The sequence below is a fragment of the Paenibacillus faecis genome, assembly GCF_008084145.1.
GTDB classification, from domain to species: domain Bacteria; phylum Bacillota; class Bacilli; order Paenibacillales; family Paenibacillaceae; genus Fontibacillus; species Fontibacillus faecis.
The window spans coordinates 261,563-277,293 of record NZ_VSDO01000001.1 but is presented as its reverse complement, the minus strand read 5'-3'; the positions used below and the strand labels follow the sequence as shown (position 1 = coordinate 277,293).

The 15,731-nt window shown below is 52.4% G+C and carries 16 protein-coding genes; all 16 read left to right on the top strand.

Features of this window, described 5'->3' with window-relative positions; translation table 11 throughout:
• Window positions 1–39: 39 nt before the first annotated feature.
• The 16 genes from fliM (at window position 40) to FRY98_RS01180 (ending at window position 15,729) form a co-directional block, all read left to right on the top strand.
• On the top strand, window positions 40–1,038 hold the full coding sequence (fliM, locus tag FRY98_RS01255) for a flagellar motor switch protein FliM (protein WP_148449833.1): 999 nt from the start codon (window positions 40–42) through the stop codon (window positions 1,036–1,038).
• Window positions 1,028–2,239 (top strand): flagellar motor switch phosphatase FliY, encoded by a 1,212-nt coding sequence (gene fliY / locus FRY98_RS01250; RefSeq protein ID WP_148449832.1) that lies wholly within the window; start codon window positions 1,028–1,030, stop codon window positions 2,237–2,239. The genes fliM and fliY overlap by 11 nt, the downstream gene beginning before the upstream one ends.
• A gap of 27 nt (window positions 2,240–2,266) precedes the next feature.
• The gene (locus tag FRY98_RS01245; protein WP_148449831.1) at window positions 2,267–2,632 is read left to right on the top strand and encodes a response regulator; all 366 of its coding nucleotides are present in this window, start codon (window positions 2,267–2,269) and stop codon (window positions 2,630–2,632) included.
• A 9-nt stretch (window positions 2,633–2,641) separates the two neighbouring features.
• Window positions 2,642–3,184, top strand: coding sequence for a flagellar biosynthetic protein FliO (locus FRY98_RS01240; RefSeq protein ID WP_148449830.1), 543 nt, complete (start codon window positions 2,642–2,644; stop codon window positions 3,182–3,184).
• Complete coding sequence (gene fliP / locus FRY98_RS01235) at window positions 3,181–3,945, top strand: flagellar type III secretion system pore protein FliP (RefSeq protein WP_148449829.1); 765 nt, start codon at window positions 3,181–3,183, stop codon at window positions 3,943–3,945. Before FRY98_RS01240 ends, fliP begins: the two co-directional genes overlap by 4 nt.
• Before the next feature lie 73 nt (window positions 3,946–4,018).
• The gene (fliQ, locus tag FRY98_RS01230; protein WP_148449828.1) at window positions 4,019–4,288 is read left to right on the top strand and encodes a flagellar biosynthesis protein FliQ; all 270 of its coding nucleotides are present in this window, start codon (window positions 4,019–4,021) and stop codon (window positions 4,286–4,288) included.
• Between the two features lie 12 nt (window positions 4,289–4,300).
• Entirely contained in the window at window positions 4,301–5,089 is a 789-nt protein-coding gene (fliR, locus tag FRY98_RS01225) for a flagellar biosynthetic protein FliR (RefSeq protein ID WP_148449827.1), read from the top strand.
• Window positions 5,090–5,104: 15 nt separating this feature from the next.
• Window positions 5,105–6,193, top strand: coding sequence for a flagellar biosynthesis protein FlhB (gene flhB / locus FRY98_RS01220; RefSeq protein WP_148449826.1), 1,089 nt, complete (start codon window positions 5,105–5,107; stop codon window positions 6,191–6,193).
• A 23-nt stretch (window positions 6,194–6,216) separates the two neighbouring features.
• Window positions 6,217–8,253: a flagellar biosynthesis protein FlhA gene (gene flhA, locus FRY98_RS01215; RefSeq protein WP_148449825.1), complete on the top strand. Its 2,037-nt coding sequence runs from the start codon at window positions 6,217–6,219 to the stop codon at window positions 8,251–8,253.
• Window positions 8,250–9,683, top strand: coding sequence for a flagellar biosynthesis GTPase FlhF (flhF, locus tag FRY98_RS01210; protein WP_148449824.1), 1,434 nt, complete (start codon window positions 8,250–8,252; stop codon window positions 9,681–9,683). The genes flhA and flhF overlap by 4 nt, the downstream gene beginning before the upstream one ends.
• A complete protein-coding gene (locus FRY98_RS01205; RefSeq protein WP_148449823.1) occupies window positions 9,680–10,567 on the top strand; it encodes a MinD/ParA family protein in 888 nt (295 codons plus the stop codon). The genes flhF and FRY98_RS01205 overlap by 4 nt, the downstream gene beginning before the upstream one ends.
• A 31-nt stretch (window positions 10,568–10,598) precedes the next feature.
• Window positions 10,599–11,966: a protein-glutamate methylesterase/protein-glutamine glutaminase gene (locus FRY98_RS01200; RefSeq protein WP_148449822.1), complete on the top strand. Its 1,368-nt coding sequence runs from the start codon at window positions 10,599–10,601 to the stop codon at window positions 11,964–11,966.
• A 29-nt stretch (window positions 11,967–11,995) separates the two neighbouring features.
• Window positions 11,996–14,077 (top strand): chemotaxis protein CheA, encoded by a 2,082-nt coding sequence (locus FRY98_RS01195; protein WP_148449821.1) that lies wholly within the window; start codon window positions 11,996–11,998, stop codon window positions 14,075–14,077.
• Window positions 14,078–14,147: 70 nt separating this feature from the next.
• Entirely contained in the window at window positions 14,148–14,609 is a 462-nt protein-coding gene (locus FRY98_RS01190) for a chemotaxis protein CheW (protein WP_148449820.1), read from the top strand.
• 36 nt (window positions 14,610–14,645) lie between these two features.
• Window positions 14,646–15,239, top strand: a complete 594-nt coding sequence (locus tag FRY98_RS01185) for a chemotaxis protein CheC (RefSeq protein ID WP_263639175.1) — start codon at window positions 14,646–14,648, stop codon at window positions 15,237–15,239.
• Window positions 15,232–15,729 carry a chemotaxis protein CheD gene (locus FRY98_RS01180; protein ID WP_148449818.1) on the top strand — a complete coding sequence of 166 codons (498 nt, stop codon included), beginning with the start codon at window positions 15,232–15,234 and terminating at the stop codon, window positions 15,727–15,729. Before FRY98_RS01185 ends, FRY98_RS01180 begins: the two co-directional genes overlap by 8 nt.
• Window positions 15,730–15,731 lie beyond the last annotated feature (2 nt).

The following is a 15,731-nucleotide window of genomic DNA, read 5'->3' as shown; positions in this document are numbered from 1 at the left end:
ATATCGGTCTTTGATTATTTTTCCAAGGGGGTGAGTTGTTTGGTAGATGTGTTGTCGCAAAATGAAATCGATGCCTTGCTTGCCGCGCTTTCTTCGGGTGAGATGGATGCCGAGGAATTGAAAAAGGAAGAGACGCAGCGAAAAATCCGGGCTTACGATTTCAAAAGAGCGGTTCGTTTTTCCAAGGATCATATCCGTAGTTTGACGCGTATTCATGAAAACTTTGCCCGTTTTCTCACCACCTATTTCTCGGCACAGCTTAGAACGTTTGTCCAGATCAATGTGGTTCAGGTTGAACAGCTTCCGTATGATGAATTCATCCGGTCCATCCCGAAGATGACGATCCTTAACATCTTTGAGGCGGAGCCGCTGGAAGGCCGAATGGTGCTTGAGGTTCACCCCAATGTCGCATTCGCCATGTTGGACAGATTGCTGGGGGGGATCGGAACGGCGCCATCGAAAATCGGTTCTTTAACGGAAATTGAAACGATTATTATGGAACGAATTTTCAGCCGGGCATTCGAAAGCTTACAGGAAGCTTGGAAAACCGTGATTGATATCAATCCGCGGATGGAAGCTCTGGAGACCAATCCTCAATTTATGCAAATCGTTTCTCCGAACGAAACGATCGCGTTGATTTCGCTCAGCACGAAGATCGGGGACACGTCAGGGATGATCAACCTTTGTATCCCGCATGTCGTAATTGAGCCGATTATGCCGAAACTTTCGGTACACCATTGGTTCGTCTCCCAGAAAAAGGCGAGGGTACCAGAAGAGGTGGATGCGCTCCGCCATCGCGTGAATAGAGCCAAGCTTCCGATCATCGCAGAGCTCGGGGAGTCTCAAATTACCGTTCAGGAATTTTTGGAGCTGTCCGTAGGCGATGTGATATCCCTGAACAAACCGGTGCAAGAAGGCTTGTCCATCAGGGTGGGCGATCGATTGAAATATATCGGAAGTCCCGGTACGTTAAAAGACCGAGTTGCCGTTCAAATTGATGAAATTGTCAGCGAAGGAGTTGAGGAACTTGACGAGTAAAGATTATTTGTCCCAGGAAGAGATCGATGCCTTGTTAAAACAGTCCAATCCGGACTCGGCACCTGAACCGACGGTATCCGATTACTTGTCGCCATTGGAGCAGGACGCTCTGGGCGAGATCGGTAACATCACTTTCGGGAGCGCGGCTACGGCTCTCTCTACCCTGCTTAGCAAAAAAGTGGATATCACGACTCCCAAGGTATCCATTATCACGAGATCTCAGTTTGAAACCGAGTTCCCGAAACCGCATGTTGCCATTCATGTCCAGTATGTAGACGGTTTTGAAGGCGTCAATTCTCTCGTTATTAAAACTAGGGATGCCCAAGTCATTGCCGATCTCATGTTGGGAGGCGAAGGAAACCCGGCCGACGAGGAATTGAATGAGATTCATATCAGTGCCGTTCAGGAAGCGATGAACCAGATGATGGGTTCCTCAGCGACGTCCATGTCGACGATCTTTAACCGGTTTGTAAATATCTCTCCGCCGGGGATCGATATTTTGAACATGACGAACGGGGACGGTGTAGCCAGCCTGCCGCCGGATGAAACCTTGATCAAAATTTCGTTCCGGTTGACGATCGGCGATTTGATCGATTCGACGATTATGCAGCTGTTGACCGTCAAATTCGCCAAGGAAATGGTCGACAGCCTGATCAACGGCTCTTCCGAACCCGCGGCGCAAGAGACTGCAGCTGCAGCTCCGGCCGCCGCGCCACAGGCTTACGAGGCTCCGGCTTATCAACAACCGCCCGCGCCTGCGCAGCAGCCGATGGCGCCGCCGATGCAACAGCCGCCGATGCAGCAGCAAGGTTACTATTATCCGCCGCAAGAACGGCCTTACGGCGAACCGCAGCATTTTGGCGGGGTGCCCGGACGGAACGTGAATGTACAGCCCGTACAATTCGCCAATCTCGGCAACCCGGCATACGGTCAAGCCGACGTTAACAATTTGAACTTATTGATGGACATACCGCTTAAGGTCACCGTAGAATTAGGAAGGACCCAAAAGCAGATTAAAGATATCCTCGAATTGTCGCAAGGTTCGATTATCGAGCTGGACAAGCTTGCCGGCGAACCGGTGGACATTTTGGTCAACAACAAGCTGATCGCCAAAGGCGAGGTTGTTGTTATCGACGAAAACTTCGGTGTTCGCGTTACGGATATTGTTAGCCAGTGGGATCGCATACAAAATTTACAATAGTAGAAGTTTAGGGAGGATTTTAAATCAATGGCAAACCGAATTCTTATCGTAGACGACGCAGCATTTATGAGAATGATGATCCGGGATATTTTGACGAAAAACGGGTTTGAGGTTGTCGGGGAAGCACAAGACGGCGCGCAAGCGGTGGAGAAATTCAAGGAATTGCGCCCGGATTTGATTACGATGGATATTACCATGCCTGAGATGGACGGCATTGCGGCGTTAAAAGAAATCAAAAAACTGGAGCCGAACGCCAAGGTAATCATGTGCTCCGCCATGGGGCAGCAGGCGATGGTTATCGACGCCATCCAAGCCGGAGCGAAAGACTTTATCGTCAAGCCGTTCCAATCCGATCGGGTTATCGAAGCGATCAACAAAACACTTGGATTGTAGGCGAAACCGATGTTTCTATCGCAAAACGACGCTCCGCCGGGATTAAGTGGGGATGTCAATCTTTGGGGGAATTTGATTAATGTCATTGTCGTACTGGCAATAATCATTGTTTTGATCGTAGTCTTAATCCGTTTCCTGGGGAAGAAAAACCGATTATTCTCCCAAAGCCGTTCGATCCGTACGATGGGAGCTGTCGGTCTCGGTCCGAACAAGTCGCTCCAGGTGATCGAAATCGGCAGCAGCGTGTATCTTGTCGGCGTGGGTGAGAATATCACCTTGCTTGACAAGATTACCGATCCGGAAGAACTGGCGGCTTTGCAGCAGGCTTTTGAAGAGGAGGGGACGGAGTTTGCCGGAGTGACTTCGGTTCTGTCTGGCCTCGTCTCCCGATTCCGCAAAGCGCCTCCGCAGGAAGCTGAGGAACTCGAAGGGACATCGTTTCACGAAATGTTTCACTCCCAATTGCAAAAAATGCCTAGCCGTAAGCGTCAGATGGAGGAATTGCTGAAGGATCAGGAAGAACAATCTACAGATCGGTTGAGGGATTCATGAAGAACAAAGTGCTAATTGCGACATTGCTTTTTACGTTGTGGAGCGTTTTGGCAGTAACCATCGCTTCCGCGGCTCCCGTCGATCCTATTCCGGAGATCGGGATACAAATCGGGGGAAATACGGGAACAGAGGGCGGTACCAGTTCGCTGTCGCTCATCTTACTCATAACGGTGTTAAGTATAGCGCCGGCAATCCTGGTTCTGATGACCAGTTTTACGCGAATCGTGATTGTGCTCGGGTTTGTCCGCAGTTCGCTGGGAACACAGACTTCGCCGCCCAATCAGGTTCTGGTGGGACTGGCGCTGTTCCTGACACTGTTTGTCATGAGTCCAACGCTGTCGACGATTAATGAGGTGGCTCTGCAGCCCTACATTAAAGGGGAGATCACCCAGACGGAAGCTTTGAACAAAGCGGCCGTTCCCATGAAAAAGTTCATGTACTCGCACACGCGGCCGAAGGATTTGCAATTATTTATGAGTTACACCAAAACCGAGAAACCGAGCAGTTATGAAGAAATACCGATTTCGGTGCTGGTTCCCGCGTTCGCCATCAGTGAACTGAAGACCGCATTCCAGATGGGATTCATGATATTTATACCGTTTCTTATCATAGATATCGTTGTTTCCAGTGTGCTTATGGCTATGGGGATGATGATGCTTCCGCCGGTCATGATTTCACTGCCGTTTAAAATTTTGTTGTTCGTCCTGGTGGACGGATGGTACCTGATTGTGAAGTCTCTATTGGCCAGCTTCAACCCTTAGCGAGGCTAGGGATGTAAGGCGCGGCCAGGCGCATCCGGATGGATCTACTATTTCATAGAGGGGGAAAACGGTTATGAGTTCGGAGTTTATTATCGGTTTGGCCGGACAAGCCGTTTATACCGTGTTAAAGGTTAGCGCTCCGATGTTGGTCATCGGTTTGGTCGTCGGCTTAATTATCAGTATCTTTCAAGCCACGACCCAAATTCAGGAGCAAACGCTCGCCTTCGTTCCGAAAATTGTCGCCGTGCTGCTGGCCTTGCTGATGTTCGGACCGTGGATTTTAACGACGCTTGTCGATTTTACTTATGGTATCTTGAACAATCTCTCTAATTATATCGGTTAGGCTGCGGCGAACATGGAGATCATTTTACACGCAATTTCAGTATTTATGCTAATTTTTTGTCGAATGACAGCCTTTTTTGTAGTTGCCCCCATTTTTTCATCACGCGGCGTTCCCATGAACTTCAAAGTGGGGATTGCCGGAATCATCTCGTTGCTGATCCTGACGATTCAGGGAACGAATCAGGCCATTCCGAATGATCTGGGATACATTCTGCTCGTCTTTCGCGAAGTGTTGATCGGCTTATTGATGGGCTATGTGGCTTATCTGATCTTTTCCGTCATTCAAACGGCCGGATCGTTTATCGATATCCAGATCGGTTTCGGTATCGCCAACGTGATTGACCCGATGACCGGCGCGTCGGCCCCGGTAATCGGCAACTTTAAATACTTGATCGCCACGCTGCTGTTTCTGACGATCAACGGGCACCATTATTTGCTGGACGCGGTTATCCGCAGTTACAACTGGATTCCGCTCTCCAACGAAGCGTTTCAAAGATTGTATCACGGCAGTGTGACCGAGTTTTTGGTGCGTACCTTTAGCCAGGCCTTTACGCTGGCTTTTCAGATGTCCGCTCCGCTGGTCGTGGCCTTGTTTTTAACCGACGTGGCGCTCGGTTTTCTGGCCCGGACCGCACCGCAGTTTAACGTTTTTGTCATCGGGATTCCGGTGAAAATCATAGTTGGGCTGGTGGTGCTTCTGCTGTTGGTACCGGGGTTTATCGTCGCCTTCGAACACCTGTTCGAAGTGATGTTTAAGGCGTTGCACAATCTGTTCGGCACACTCGGAGATCGTCCGACGTAAGGAGGGGAGTCGCTTATGATCTATCGGTACAGCCTCGATTTGCAGATGTTTGCCGGAGAGAAGACGGAGAAAGCGACACCCAAAAAACGTCAGGACGCGAGAAAAAAAGGTCAGGTGGCCAAGAGTCAGGATGTTTCCGGTGCGCTCATTCTGCTGGCCACATTTATGTGCCTGATGGCTTTCGGCAACTATATCAAGGAGCGGCTCGTTGCCCTGTTCAGCGACGTTTTCTATCACAGGCTTACGACCGATGTGACGAAGGAGAACGTCATGGTGATGCTGGGGGATTACGGGGTGCAAATTTTGTTGCTGCTCGCTCCTGTCTTACTGGTGGTCGTCGTCATGGGCGTGATCGCCAATTATGCGCAAGTCGGCTTTCTGCTTACCGGGGAACCGCTTAAGATGAAATTCAGCAAACTGAGTCCCATCCAGGGGTTTAAAAAGATCTTCTCCATGCATGCGCTTGTCGAATTTCTGAAATCGGTTTTTAAACTTGTGATTATCGGCTATCTCGTATATTCCACCATTTGGGGGGCAAGGAGCAGCATCGCCGCGTTAGGCAAGGTCCCGGTGGAGGAAGCATTTCATTTTACGGCAAAAATTACGATGAATTTGGGGATTAAAATCGCCGCGGCGCTGTTAGTCTTGGCGGTGCTCGATTATATGTACCAACGGTACGAGCACGAAAAAAGTTTGAAGATGTCCAAGCAGGACATTAAGGACGAATATAAAAAAATGGAAGGCGACCCGCTGATCAAAGGGAAAATCAGGGAACGACAACGCCGGATGGCCCTGCAACGAATGATGCAGGAGGTGCCCAAAGCGGATGTCATCATTACCAACCCGACGCATTTCGCCGTTGCCTTGAAGTACGACGGAACGCAAATGGAAGCTCCCCAGGTCATCGCCAAGGGGCAGGATTTCGTCGCCCTGCGGATTAAGGAGATCGCGAAGGAGCATGGCGTTGTGACGATTGAAAACAAGCCGCTGGCACGGGCGCTGTTCCAGAGAGCCGAGATCGGGGATACGATCCCCGGGGATTTGTTCCAGGCTGTAGCCGAAGTGCTTGCGTATGTATATAAATTGCAAGGCAAAGTGAAATAAGATCGGGATCGGAGGAAGAACCGGTGAAGAAGTATAAAGATCTATTCATCCTAGTCGGCATTATCGGTATTGTTCTACTAATGATCGTCCCGATCCCGCCGTTGCTTTTGGATATTCTTCTTATTATTAATATATCGATTGCTCTCATGATTTTGCTTGTCGCGATGAACACCAAGGAGGCGCTGCAGTTCTCCATCTTCCCGGCGATGCTGTTGATCACCACATTGTTCCGGCTGGCGCTGAACGTGTCGACGACCAAACTGATTTTGGGACATGCCGAAGCCGGTGACGTTGTCGCCACATTCGGTTCATGGGTTTCCCAGGGGCAGCCCGTCGTCGGTTTTATCGTGTTTCTGATTCTCGTAGTCGTTCAGTTTATCGTTATCACGAAGGGTTCGGAGCGCGTGGCCGAGGTAGCGGCGCGGTTCACCCTCGACGCGATGCCGGGGAAACAGATGAGTATCGATGCCGACTTGAACGCGGGGCTGATCAATGAGCAGCAGGCCCGCGAACGGCGGACCAAAATCGAACGCGAAGCCGACTTCTACGGCGCTATGGACGGGGCGAGTAAATTCGTCAAGGGCGATGCGATCGCCAGTATCATTATTTTGCTGATCAACCTGATCGGCGGTTTCATTATCGGGATGTCGATTCATGGCATGGCGTTTGATAAAGCGCTCTCCACTTATTCGATCCTGACGATCGGTGACGGCTTGGTCAGCCAGATTCCCGCTTTGCTGATTTCGACCGCCGCCGGTCTGATCGTGACGCGGGCTTCCTCCGAAGGGAACCTGGCCGAAGACATCACGGGGCAATTGTTCACCTACCCGAAACTGATCTATATTGTGGCCGGCACCCTTACCCTTTTAGGACTTTTTACCCCTATCGGACCATGGACCACCCTTCCTTTTGCCGGACTGTTGGTGTTTGCCGGACGGCGGATGCAGAAAAACATGAACCTCAAGGCGATTCAGCAGGAGATTCAGGAGGAGGAGCAGCAGATCGAAGAGGTGCGGAGTCCCGAAAGTGTTATCAATTTGCTTCAGGTCGATCCGATCGAATTCGAATTCGGTTACGGTCTGATTCCACTGGCGGACACGGGGCAAGGCGGGGATTTGCTTGACCGGATCATCATGATCCGCCGGCAGTGCGCGCTGGAATTGGGTCTGGTCGTACCGGTGATTCGAATTCGGGACAATATTCAACTAAAACCTAATGAATATGTGATCAAAATTAAAGGAAATCTCGTCGGCGGCGGTGAATTATTACTTAATCACTATTTGGCGATGAGTCCAGGGATGGATGACGACACGATAACGGGTATTGAGACCCAGGAGCCCGCCTTCGGTCTTCCGGCCCTCTGGATCGATGAATCCACGAAGGATAGAGCCGAGTTATCCGGCTACACGGTCGTGGATCCGCCGTCGGTGGTTGCGACGCATTTGACGGAACTGATCAAAAAGCACGCCCATGAACTGCTTGGACGTCAAGAAACGAAGGCTCTGGTCGACAATCTCAGAGAGAGTTATGCCGTGCTTGTCGATGAATTGATTCCTTCGGTGCTTTCGATCGGGGATGTTCAGAAGGTGCTGGCCAAACTGCTTCGCGAGAAAATTTCGATTCGGGATCTGGTGACGATCTTCGAAACCTTGGCCGATTACGGGACATATACGAAAGACCCGGACGTTCTCACGGAATATGTGAGACAGGCTTTGTCCCGGCAAATTACGCAGCAGTATACCCAGCAAGGGGAAACGATGCGCGTGATTACGGTAGGTCCTACGCTGGAGAAAAAAATCGCGGAAAGTGTCCAGCAAACCGAACAGGGGAGTTTCCTGGCGCTGGATCCGGTATCTACCCAAACCTTGTTTCAGAAGCTTTCCGAACAAATCAACCGTCTTTTGCAATCCGGTCAGCAGCCTATCGTTCTGACATCACCGACCATCCGGATGTATTTGCGTCAGATTATTGAAAGAAGTATGCAGGATATCCCGGTGCTGTCGTATAGTGAGCTTGAGCCGAATGTTGAAATTCAAAGTGTCGGAGTGGTGAACTTATGAGAGTGAAGCGTTATATCGTCGACACGATGCCTGACGCGATGGCCAAAATACGCACAGAGCTGGGTGCCAATGCCGTAATTTTAAGTACGAAGGACTTGAAGGTCGGCGGGTTTCTGGGCATGTTCGGGAAAAAGAAAATCGAAGTCATAGCCGCTTCGGAGGGCGAAGAGGATGTCCCGGCTACGGCGAAGCCGCAGCCAAGGCCGACGCGACCGCCTGCGGCCCCTGTTGCCAGACAAGCGGTACCAGAGGCCTACCGCAAGTCCTCGCAGGCCTTGAATTCCGCTGCGGCTTCCTCAACGGACGAAACCGCGCCCCCTGCGGCGGCCCCGCCGCGAAGGGAGGCTGCGGAAAGGCAGCCAGCGGGGGCACCTTTAGCCGAGCCGCCTTCTTCACCGCCGCCCAATCCTTCCCCGCTTTCGGCGGACATTCGGGAGGCTGAGGAGCAGACGGCCGCCAGCCGCTGGGATGAGGCGATCCGGCAGGCCCGCCGGGAAATCGCCGACCCGCCTTCTTCACCGCCGTTAACGGGGGCCCAGCCGATGCATTCAAAGGAAGAACGGCTTCTGGAAGAATTGCGGGAGATGAAGTCCTGGATCGGCCAACTGGCGAGGCAGCAGCATGAAAACCGCGAGCTTCCCGAACCTTTGCCGGAGCTCAAGCAAAAGCTTGCGGACCAGGAAATTTCGCCGGAGCTGATCGACAAATGGATCGATGCCGCTTATCAAGAGTGGATCGATTCCGGCAAGACGGCGGCGCCGGATTCGCTGGCGCTTAAAGTCCGGGAAGCGGCCGCGGACTTCCTCGCCGATCGCGTCGGAGAGGGGATCCGGGATGAGACGAAAATCGTTTATATCGCCGGTCCCACGGGTGTCGGCAAAACGACGACGATCGCCAAGCTTGCCGCCGATCAAATCTTTCGAGCCCAGAAAAAAGTGGGCTTTATCACGGCGGATACGTATCGGATTTCGGCGATTGAACAATTGCGAACCTACTCATCGATCTTGAACGTGCCGCTCGAAGTTGTTCAATCGCCGGGAGACGTGCAGAGGGCGATGCAGCGGCTTTCCTACTGCGACCTTATTCTCATGGATACCGCCGGAAGAAACTATCTGAACGAGATCCATGTCGCCGAGCTTCACAGTTTACTCAGCCCTCATGAGAAAAGCGAAACCTACCTGGTTTTGAGCCTGACTTCCAAAACGCAGGATATGAAGAAGATTACCGAACATTTCAGCCGCTATGGACTGGATAAAGTGATTTTTACCAAGTTGGACGAGACCGAGAGCGTGGGGCCCATGTATAATTTGCTGGAGGAATATCCGCTTAGGGTTTCTTATATCGCCAATGGACAAAACGTACCCGATGATTTGTTGTCCGCGAATCAGGACCTGCTGCTTAATCTGATCTTGGGAGATCGTCCCTCATGAATGACCAGGCCCAATCACTGAGGAATTTGGTTTCATTGCGCGAGAAGCTTGCCGATCAGGCCAGAATCCGCACCCCGGCCCGGATCATCACGGTGACGAGCGGCAAAGGCGGGGTCGGGAAATCAAACTTTTCCTTAAACTTTGCGCTTGCTTTGAAATCGCTGGGCCGCAAAGTGCTCATCTTCGATGCGGATATCGGAATGGCGAATATCGACGTGTTGATGGGGGTGCGCCCAAGATACAGCCTGTATCATCTGCTTAAAGGCGAGAGGGACATTTCGGAAATCGTCGAATTGGGGACACAAGGGGTCCCTTTTATCGCCGGCGGTTCGGGAATGGCGGACTTATTCAGTTTGTCGGAGAGCGATCTGGATTATTTTACTTCCCAGATTGAACGCATTTCCGATGAAATGGAATATATCATTTTTGATACGGGAGCCGGACTTTCCAAAGAGACGCTGAAATTCATTACTTCGGCCGATGACTGTTTCATAGTCACGACCCCTGAACCTACGTCGATTACCGATGCCTACGCTTTAATCAAAGTGGTTCACGGGATAGATTCCGATGTGGGGTTCAGCCTGGTGATCAACCGGGTCAACGGAGAGGGAGAGGCCAGGCAGGTTGCGGACAAAATCTCCTTGGTCGCCAAGCAGTTTTTGAATCTGGATATCCCGACACTGGGGTACTTGAGCGATGATTCCCACGTTATGCAGGCGGTGAAGAAGCAGGTTCCGTTTTCGGCCGCTTTTCCCGGCTGCGCCGCCTCTAGGGATATCAAGAGGTTGGCCATGAAGTATATGGATGTTCCACGAGAAAGGTCTAATGAAACTTTGTCAGGAATCAAAGGGTTTGTGCACAAATGGTTAAGACGAGCAAAATGATTCTGCATAAAGGACAGGAGTGGAACGGAATATGCCTTATCGGGTAATGGTGGTTGACGATTCGGCGTTTATGCGAAAAATCATATCGGATTTAATCGAACAGGATCCGGACTTTGAAGTAAGCGGAACGGCCGCGAACGGACGGGAAGCCATCGAAAAGATCGGTTCGGTCTCACCGGATCTGATGACCATGGATGTCGAGATGCCGGAGATGAACGGGCTGGAGGCTTTAAAACGGATTATGAAGGAACATCCGCTTCCCGTGATCATGCTGTCCGGGATCAATGAACAAGGGATGCGGGAAACGATCATGGCCCTGGAGCTCGGTGCTTTCGATTTTATTCGGAAGCCCTCCGCGACGACAAGTTCCCATGATATCAAGCAGGTCGGGCGGGATCTGCGGGAGCAAATACGGGCGGCCATGACGGCCAAAGAACGTAAGCTGGCCAGGGAGAAGACGCTGCAGCTTAAAGAGCTGGAAGTGGAGACTCCTCCATCACGGCAAATCCAAATTCCAAAAGCGGCTATCGTCCCGCCGAAACCTAAGGCGGAGCAAGAGGGCTGGCGTTCGGGAGCGGAGGCCGCCGCGGCCAAGGAGGACGTGAAGCGAGATACGAAGCGAACGATGCGGAAGGCTTCCGACCTTGGGGACGCCGCGGATCGTTCGAAGCGGGCTTCGGCATCCGCTGCTCCTTTGGAGCCGTTAAAGCCGAAGGTGAAGCGGCAAAGCGAAAGCGATCGGCCTGTGAAGCCGGCATCGGACATAGAGCCGAACGCGGCGGCTGCGAAAACGCCGCCTTCGCCGCCGCGGAGACGAACGTCGTTTACCGACCTGGTGGCGATCGGAACTTCAACCGGCGGACCTAAAGCTTTGAAGGCGGTGCTGGAGAAGCTGCCTGCCGATTTTCCGGCACCGGTTGTCATCGTACAGCATATGCCGCCGAATTTCACCAAATCACTGGCTCAGCGACTGAACAGCTTGAGTGCTCTGACCGTGGTGGAGGCCGAGGAGGGCATGGCGCTGCAGGCCGGGACCGCTTATATCGCGCCCGGAGGATTTCATCTTCATGTCGTCTCGGGTACGGACGGAAGTTACAAGCTATCGTTATCGAAGCAGGGGCTGCGCAACGGGCATCGGCCGTCCGTTGACGTGATGTACGAATCTTTGCTTCCCCTGACCTCGCTGAAACGACATGTTGTTCTTCTTACCGGGATGGGGAGCGACGGGGCGAGAAGCATGAAGTTATTGTACGATTCCGGCGTTTCCTCGACGATAGCCGAAAGCGAAGAAACCTGCGTCGTATACGGCATGCCGAGGTCGGCCATCGAACTTGGCTGCGTCAGCCGGATTCTCCCGTTGCACGAAATCGGCCCCAAGCTTGCACAAGATGTGAAATAAACGGAATCTCTTGAAGGAGGTGCCTCACCATGGACATGAACCAATATTTATCCATGTTTATCGATGAGTCCAATGATCATTTACAGTCACTAAACGAAAATATGCTTGAGTTGGAAAACAACCCGGAGGATTTGAGCATCGTTCAGGTTATTTTCCGCTCGGCCCATACCCTGAAAGGGATGGCTGCCACCATGGGATTTGAGGATCTTTCCTCCCTGACGCACCAGATGGAAAATGTGCTGGATCTGGTACGAAACGAAAAGCTGAAGATGCAGGAGTTTATTTTCGATACCCTGTTCCAAAGCTTGGATGCTCTGCAGTCCATGGTTCAGGACATTATGCAGGGCGGTGAGGGAAAGGCCGACGTGAGCTCGATCGTGGCGAATCTGCAGGCGATCGTGCGCGGAGACATGGCCCCGGCTGGCGGAAGTCCCGGAGCGGGATCGGGCGCTACGGCGGATGCTTCCGGGGGAGCCGGCACGGCGATTCAACTGGATGAATTCCAGTACTCCGTTTTGGAGCAATCCATTACCGAAGGCCACAAGGTAATGTACCTTGAAGTGGCGATCCGGGAAGACTGCCAATTGAAAGCGGCCAGAGCCTACCTGGTATTCGACCTGCTCGAACGGTACGGAGAAGTCGTTAAATCGCATCCTTCGGTCCAGGAAATCGAGCAGGAACAATTCGACCGCAGCTTTTCTCTCTATTACATAACCCAGAAAGAAGCCGGCGAACTGCAAAGCATGATCATGAATCTGTCGGAAATCGACTCGGCCCAAGTGGTCGTTTTGGATCATGAGACATTGGGACAACTGAATTCGGGAGCCAAGGAGACCGCTGCGGCGTCCGCGGTGGTCGAACCTGCCGCGACAGAGCCGGTTCCGAATGCAGCGCCAGCGAAGCAACCGAAAGCGGAGCCGACCAAAGCCGCCGCCAAGCCTTCGGGAACGGCGGCCGCACCGTCGCGGACCATTCGCGTCGATATCGATCGGCTCGACGTCCTGATGAATCTCCTCAGCGAGCTGCTGATCGATCGGTCTCGCATGGAACAGTTGGCGTATGAAGTTAAACGCTCCGATTTGACCGAAACGGTGGAGCATATGAGCAGGGTCGGCAGCGATCTGCAAAATATCGTACTTAAGCTGCGGATGGTTCCGATCGATACCGTCTTTAACCGCTTTCCGCGGATGGTTCGCGACTTGGCCAAATCACTCGACAAAAAAATCGATCTGATCATTACCGGCGCCGAGACGGAACTGGATCGCACGGTGATCGACGAGATCGGCGATCCGCTTGTTCACCTGCTGCGAAACGCGGTTGACCATGGGGTGGAGCCGACGGCGGAGCGAATCGCTTCCGGGAAACCGGAAACCGGAACGGTGAACCTGCGGGCGTTCCACAGCGGAAACCACGTATTCATCGAGATCGAAGACGACGGACACGGCATAGACCGCGACAAAGTATTGGCGAAGGCGCTCAAAAACGGTGTGGTTACGGAAGCCGAAGCCGCGACGCTGAGCGACGAGCAGGTGTACATGCTGTTATTCGCCCCGGGGTTCAGTACGGCGGAAGTGATTTCCGACATCTCCGGACGCGGCGTAGGTCTGGATGTTGTCAAAACGAAAATCGAATCCTTAAGCGGAGTCGTTTCGGTACAATCCACTTTGGGCAAAGGCACGAAGTTCTCGGTACAGCTTCCGCTGACATTGTCGATTATCTCGGCGATGCTGATCAAAGTCGGGTCGGAAAAATACGCTATTCCGCTATCTTCCATCGTGGAAACCGGGTTGATCAAGCGCGAGCAAATCCGGCAAGTTCATGGCTATACGATGGTTCCTTACCGGGATGCCCATATTCCGCTGCTGTCACTGGCTCAGCTGTTTGAAGTCAGCGATTTTGACGAAAGCGGCGAGGAGGAAACGGAAATCGTCGTCATTCGCAAAGGGGACCGCCTGGCGGCCTTGACGGTGGAGGATTTCATCGGGCAAAACGAAATCGTCATTAAAAATCTCGGAAAGTATCTTCCTGCCATTCAGGGCGTAGCGGGCGCTACGATCCTGGGAGACGGGCAAGTCGCCTTAATCATCGATCCGAATTCATTCATAAAATAATGCTGCTTGCTTTTTCGCCCGGGCTGGAGCGGTCGATCATCCGGACGGGACCATTTAAGGAGGGATTTTCATGGGAGAAGAATTAAAAGTAATCGTGTTTAAACTGGGGCATGAAGAGTATGGCATTGATGTGGACAAGGTCCAAACGATCGAGCGGATGATGCCGATTACGCGCGTGCCTAAAACGTTCTCGTTTGTCAAAGGCGTTATCAACCTGCGCGGGGTCGTTATCCCGGTCATCGATCTGCGGGGCCGGTTTGGTTTGCCGGAGGCCGAGTATACCGACCAGACCCGGATTATTATCGTCGCGGCCAATGAAATGGAAGTCGGTTTTATCGTGGATTCGGCCAACGATGTCATCGATTTGAATACGGATTCGATCGACACGCCGCCGGATGTGGTCGGCGGCGTCAAAGCCAAATATCTTCAAGGCGTAGCGCGCTTGTCCGATGAGCGCCTGCTGGTGATGCTGAATCTGTCCGAGGTATTGAATCGCAGTGAAATTATCCAATTGGAAAGTTTAGAGGGATAAGCGGTGGATCTGTTTAAGGACTTTGCGGAATTCAAAATGGACGTTCTCAAAGAGGTCGGCAATATCGGTGCCGGAAACGCGGCGACCGCTTTATCCAAACTGCTGGACAAGCCGATCGACATGGCGGTTCCCAAAGTCCAGATGCTGCCGTTTGAAGCGATTGCGGAGCGAGTGGGTGGCGCGGAGCGTATAGTACTGGCGATCTTCTTCCGGGTGGAAGGAGACACGCCGAGCAACCTGTTCTTCATTCTGAGCCCCGAAGCGGCGAAGAAGCTGCTTCACCGGCTGGCGGGTATCGAGGTCGAGAGCGAGGAAAGTTTCTCGGAGATGGAATGGTCCGCGCTCTCGGAAATCGGGAACATCTTGGCGGGGTCGTACATTTCCTCGCTGGCCGATTTCACCTCGTTGGCCATGACTCCGACCGTACCGGCGCTCGCTTTGGATATGGCCGGCGCGATTTTAAGCTACGGTCTGCTGCAGTTCGGAGAGATGGGCGACTCCGCCCTTCTGATCGATACCACTTTTATTGAAGGTCAGCATGAAGTCGAAGGACAGTTTTTCCTGATTCCAGACCCCGAGTCCTTCGATAAAATATTTACCGCTCTAGGAGTTCCGACCCGACATGATTGATGAGCAGCACATTGTGAAAGTGGGAATGGCGGATTTGAACGTGATTCGCGGACAGGGGTTAATCCGCACCACGGGGCTAGGATCATGTGTCGGGGTCACATTGTTCGATCCGATGCTGAAGGTAGCCGGTCTTGCCCATGTGATGCTTCCTTCCTCGGAAATCGCGAGGGAAGGGGCGCTCAATTTGGCCAAGTATGCAGATACCGCACTGCCTGAGCTTGTGCGCAGGCTTTCGGAGCTTGGCGTAACGAAGAGCCGCCTGATCGCCAAAATGGCCGGAGGCTCCCAGATGTTTACTTTTGCGGGCAAAGGGGATTCCATGAGAATCGGCCCGAGAAATGTGGAATCGTGTAAAGTGATGCTAAACGAACTCGGTATACCGCTGGTGGCGGAAGATACGGGCGGTAATTATGGAAGAACGATTGAATTGGATTGTGAAACGGGTATTTTATTCATACGCAGTGTACAAATGGGTATAAAGGAATTGTAGCC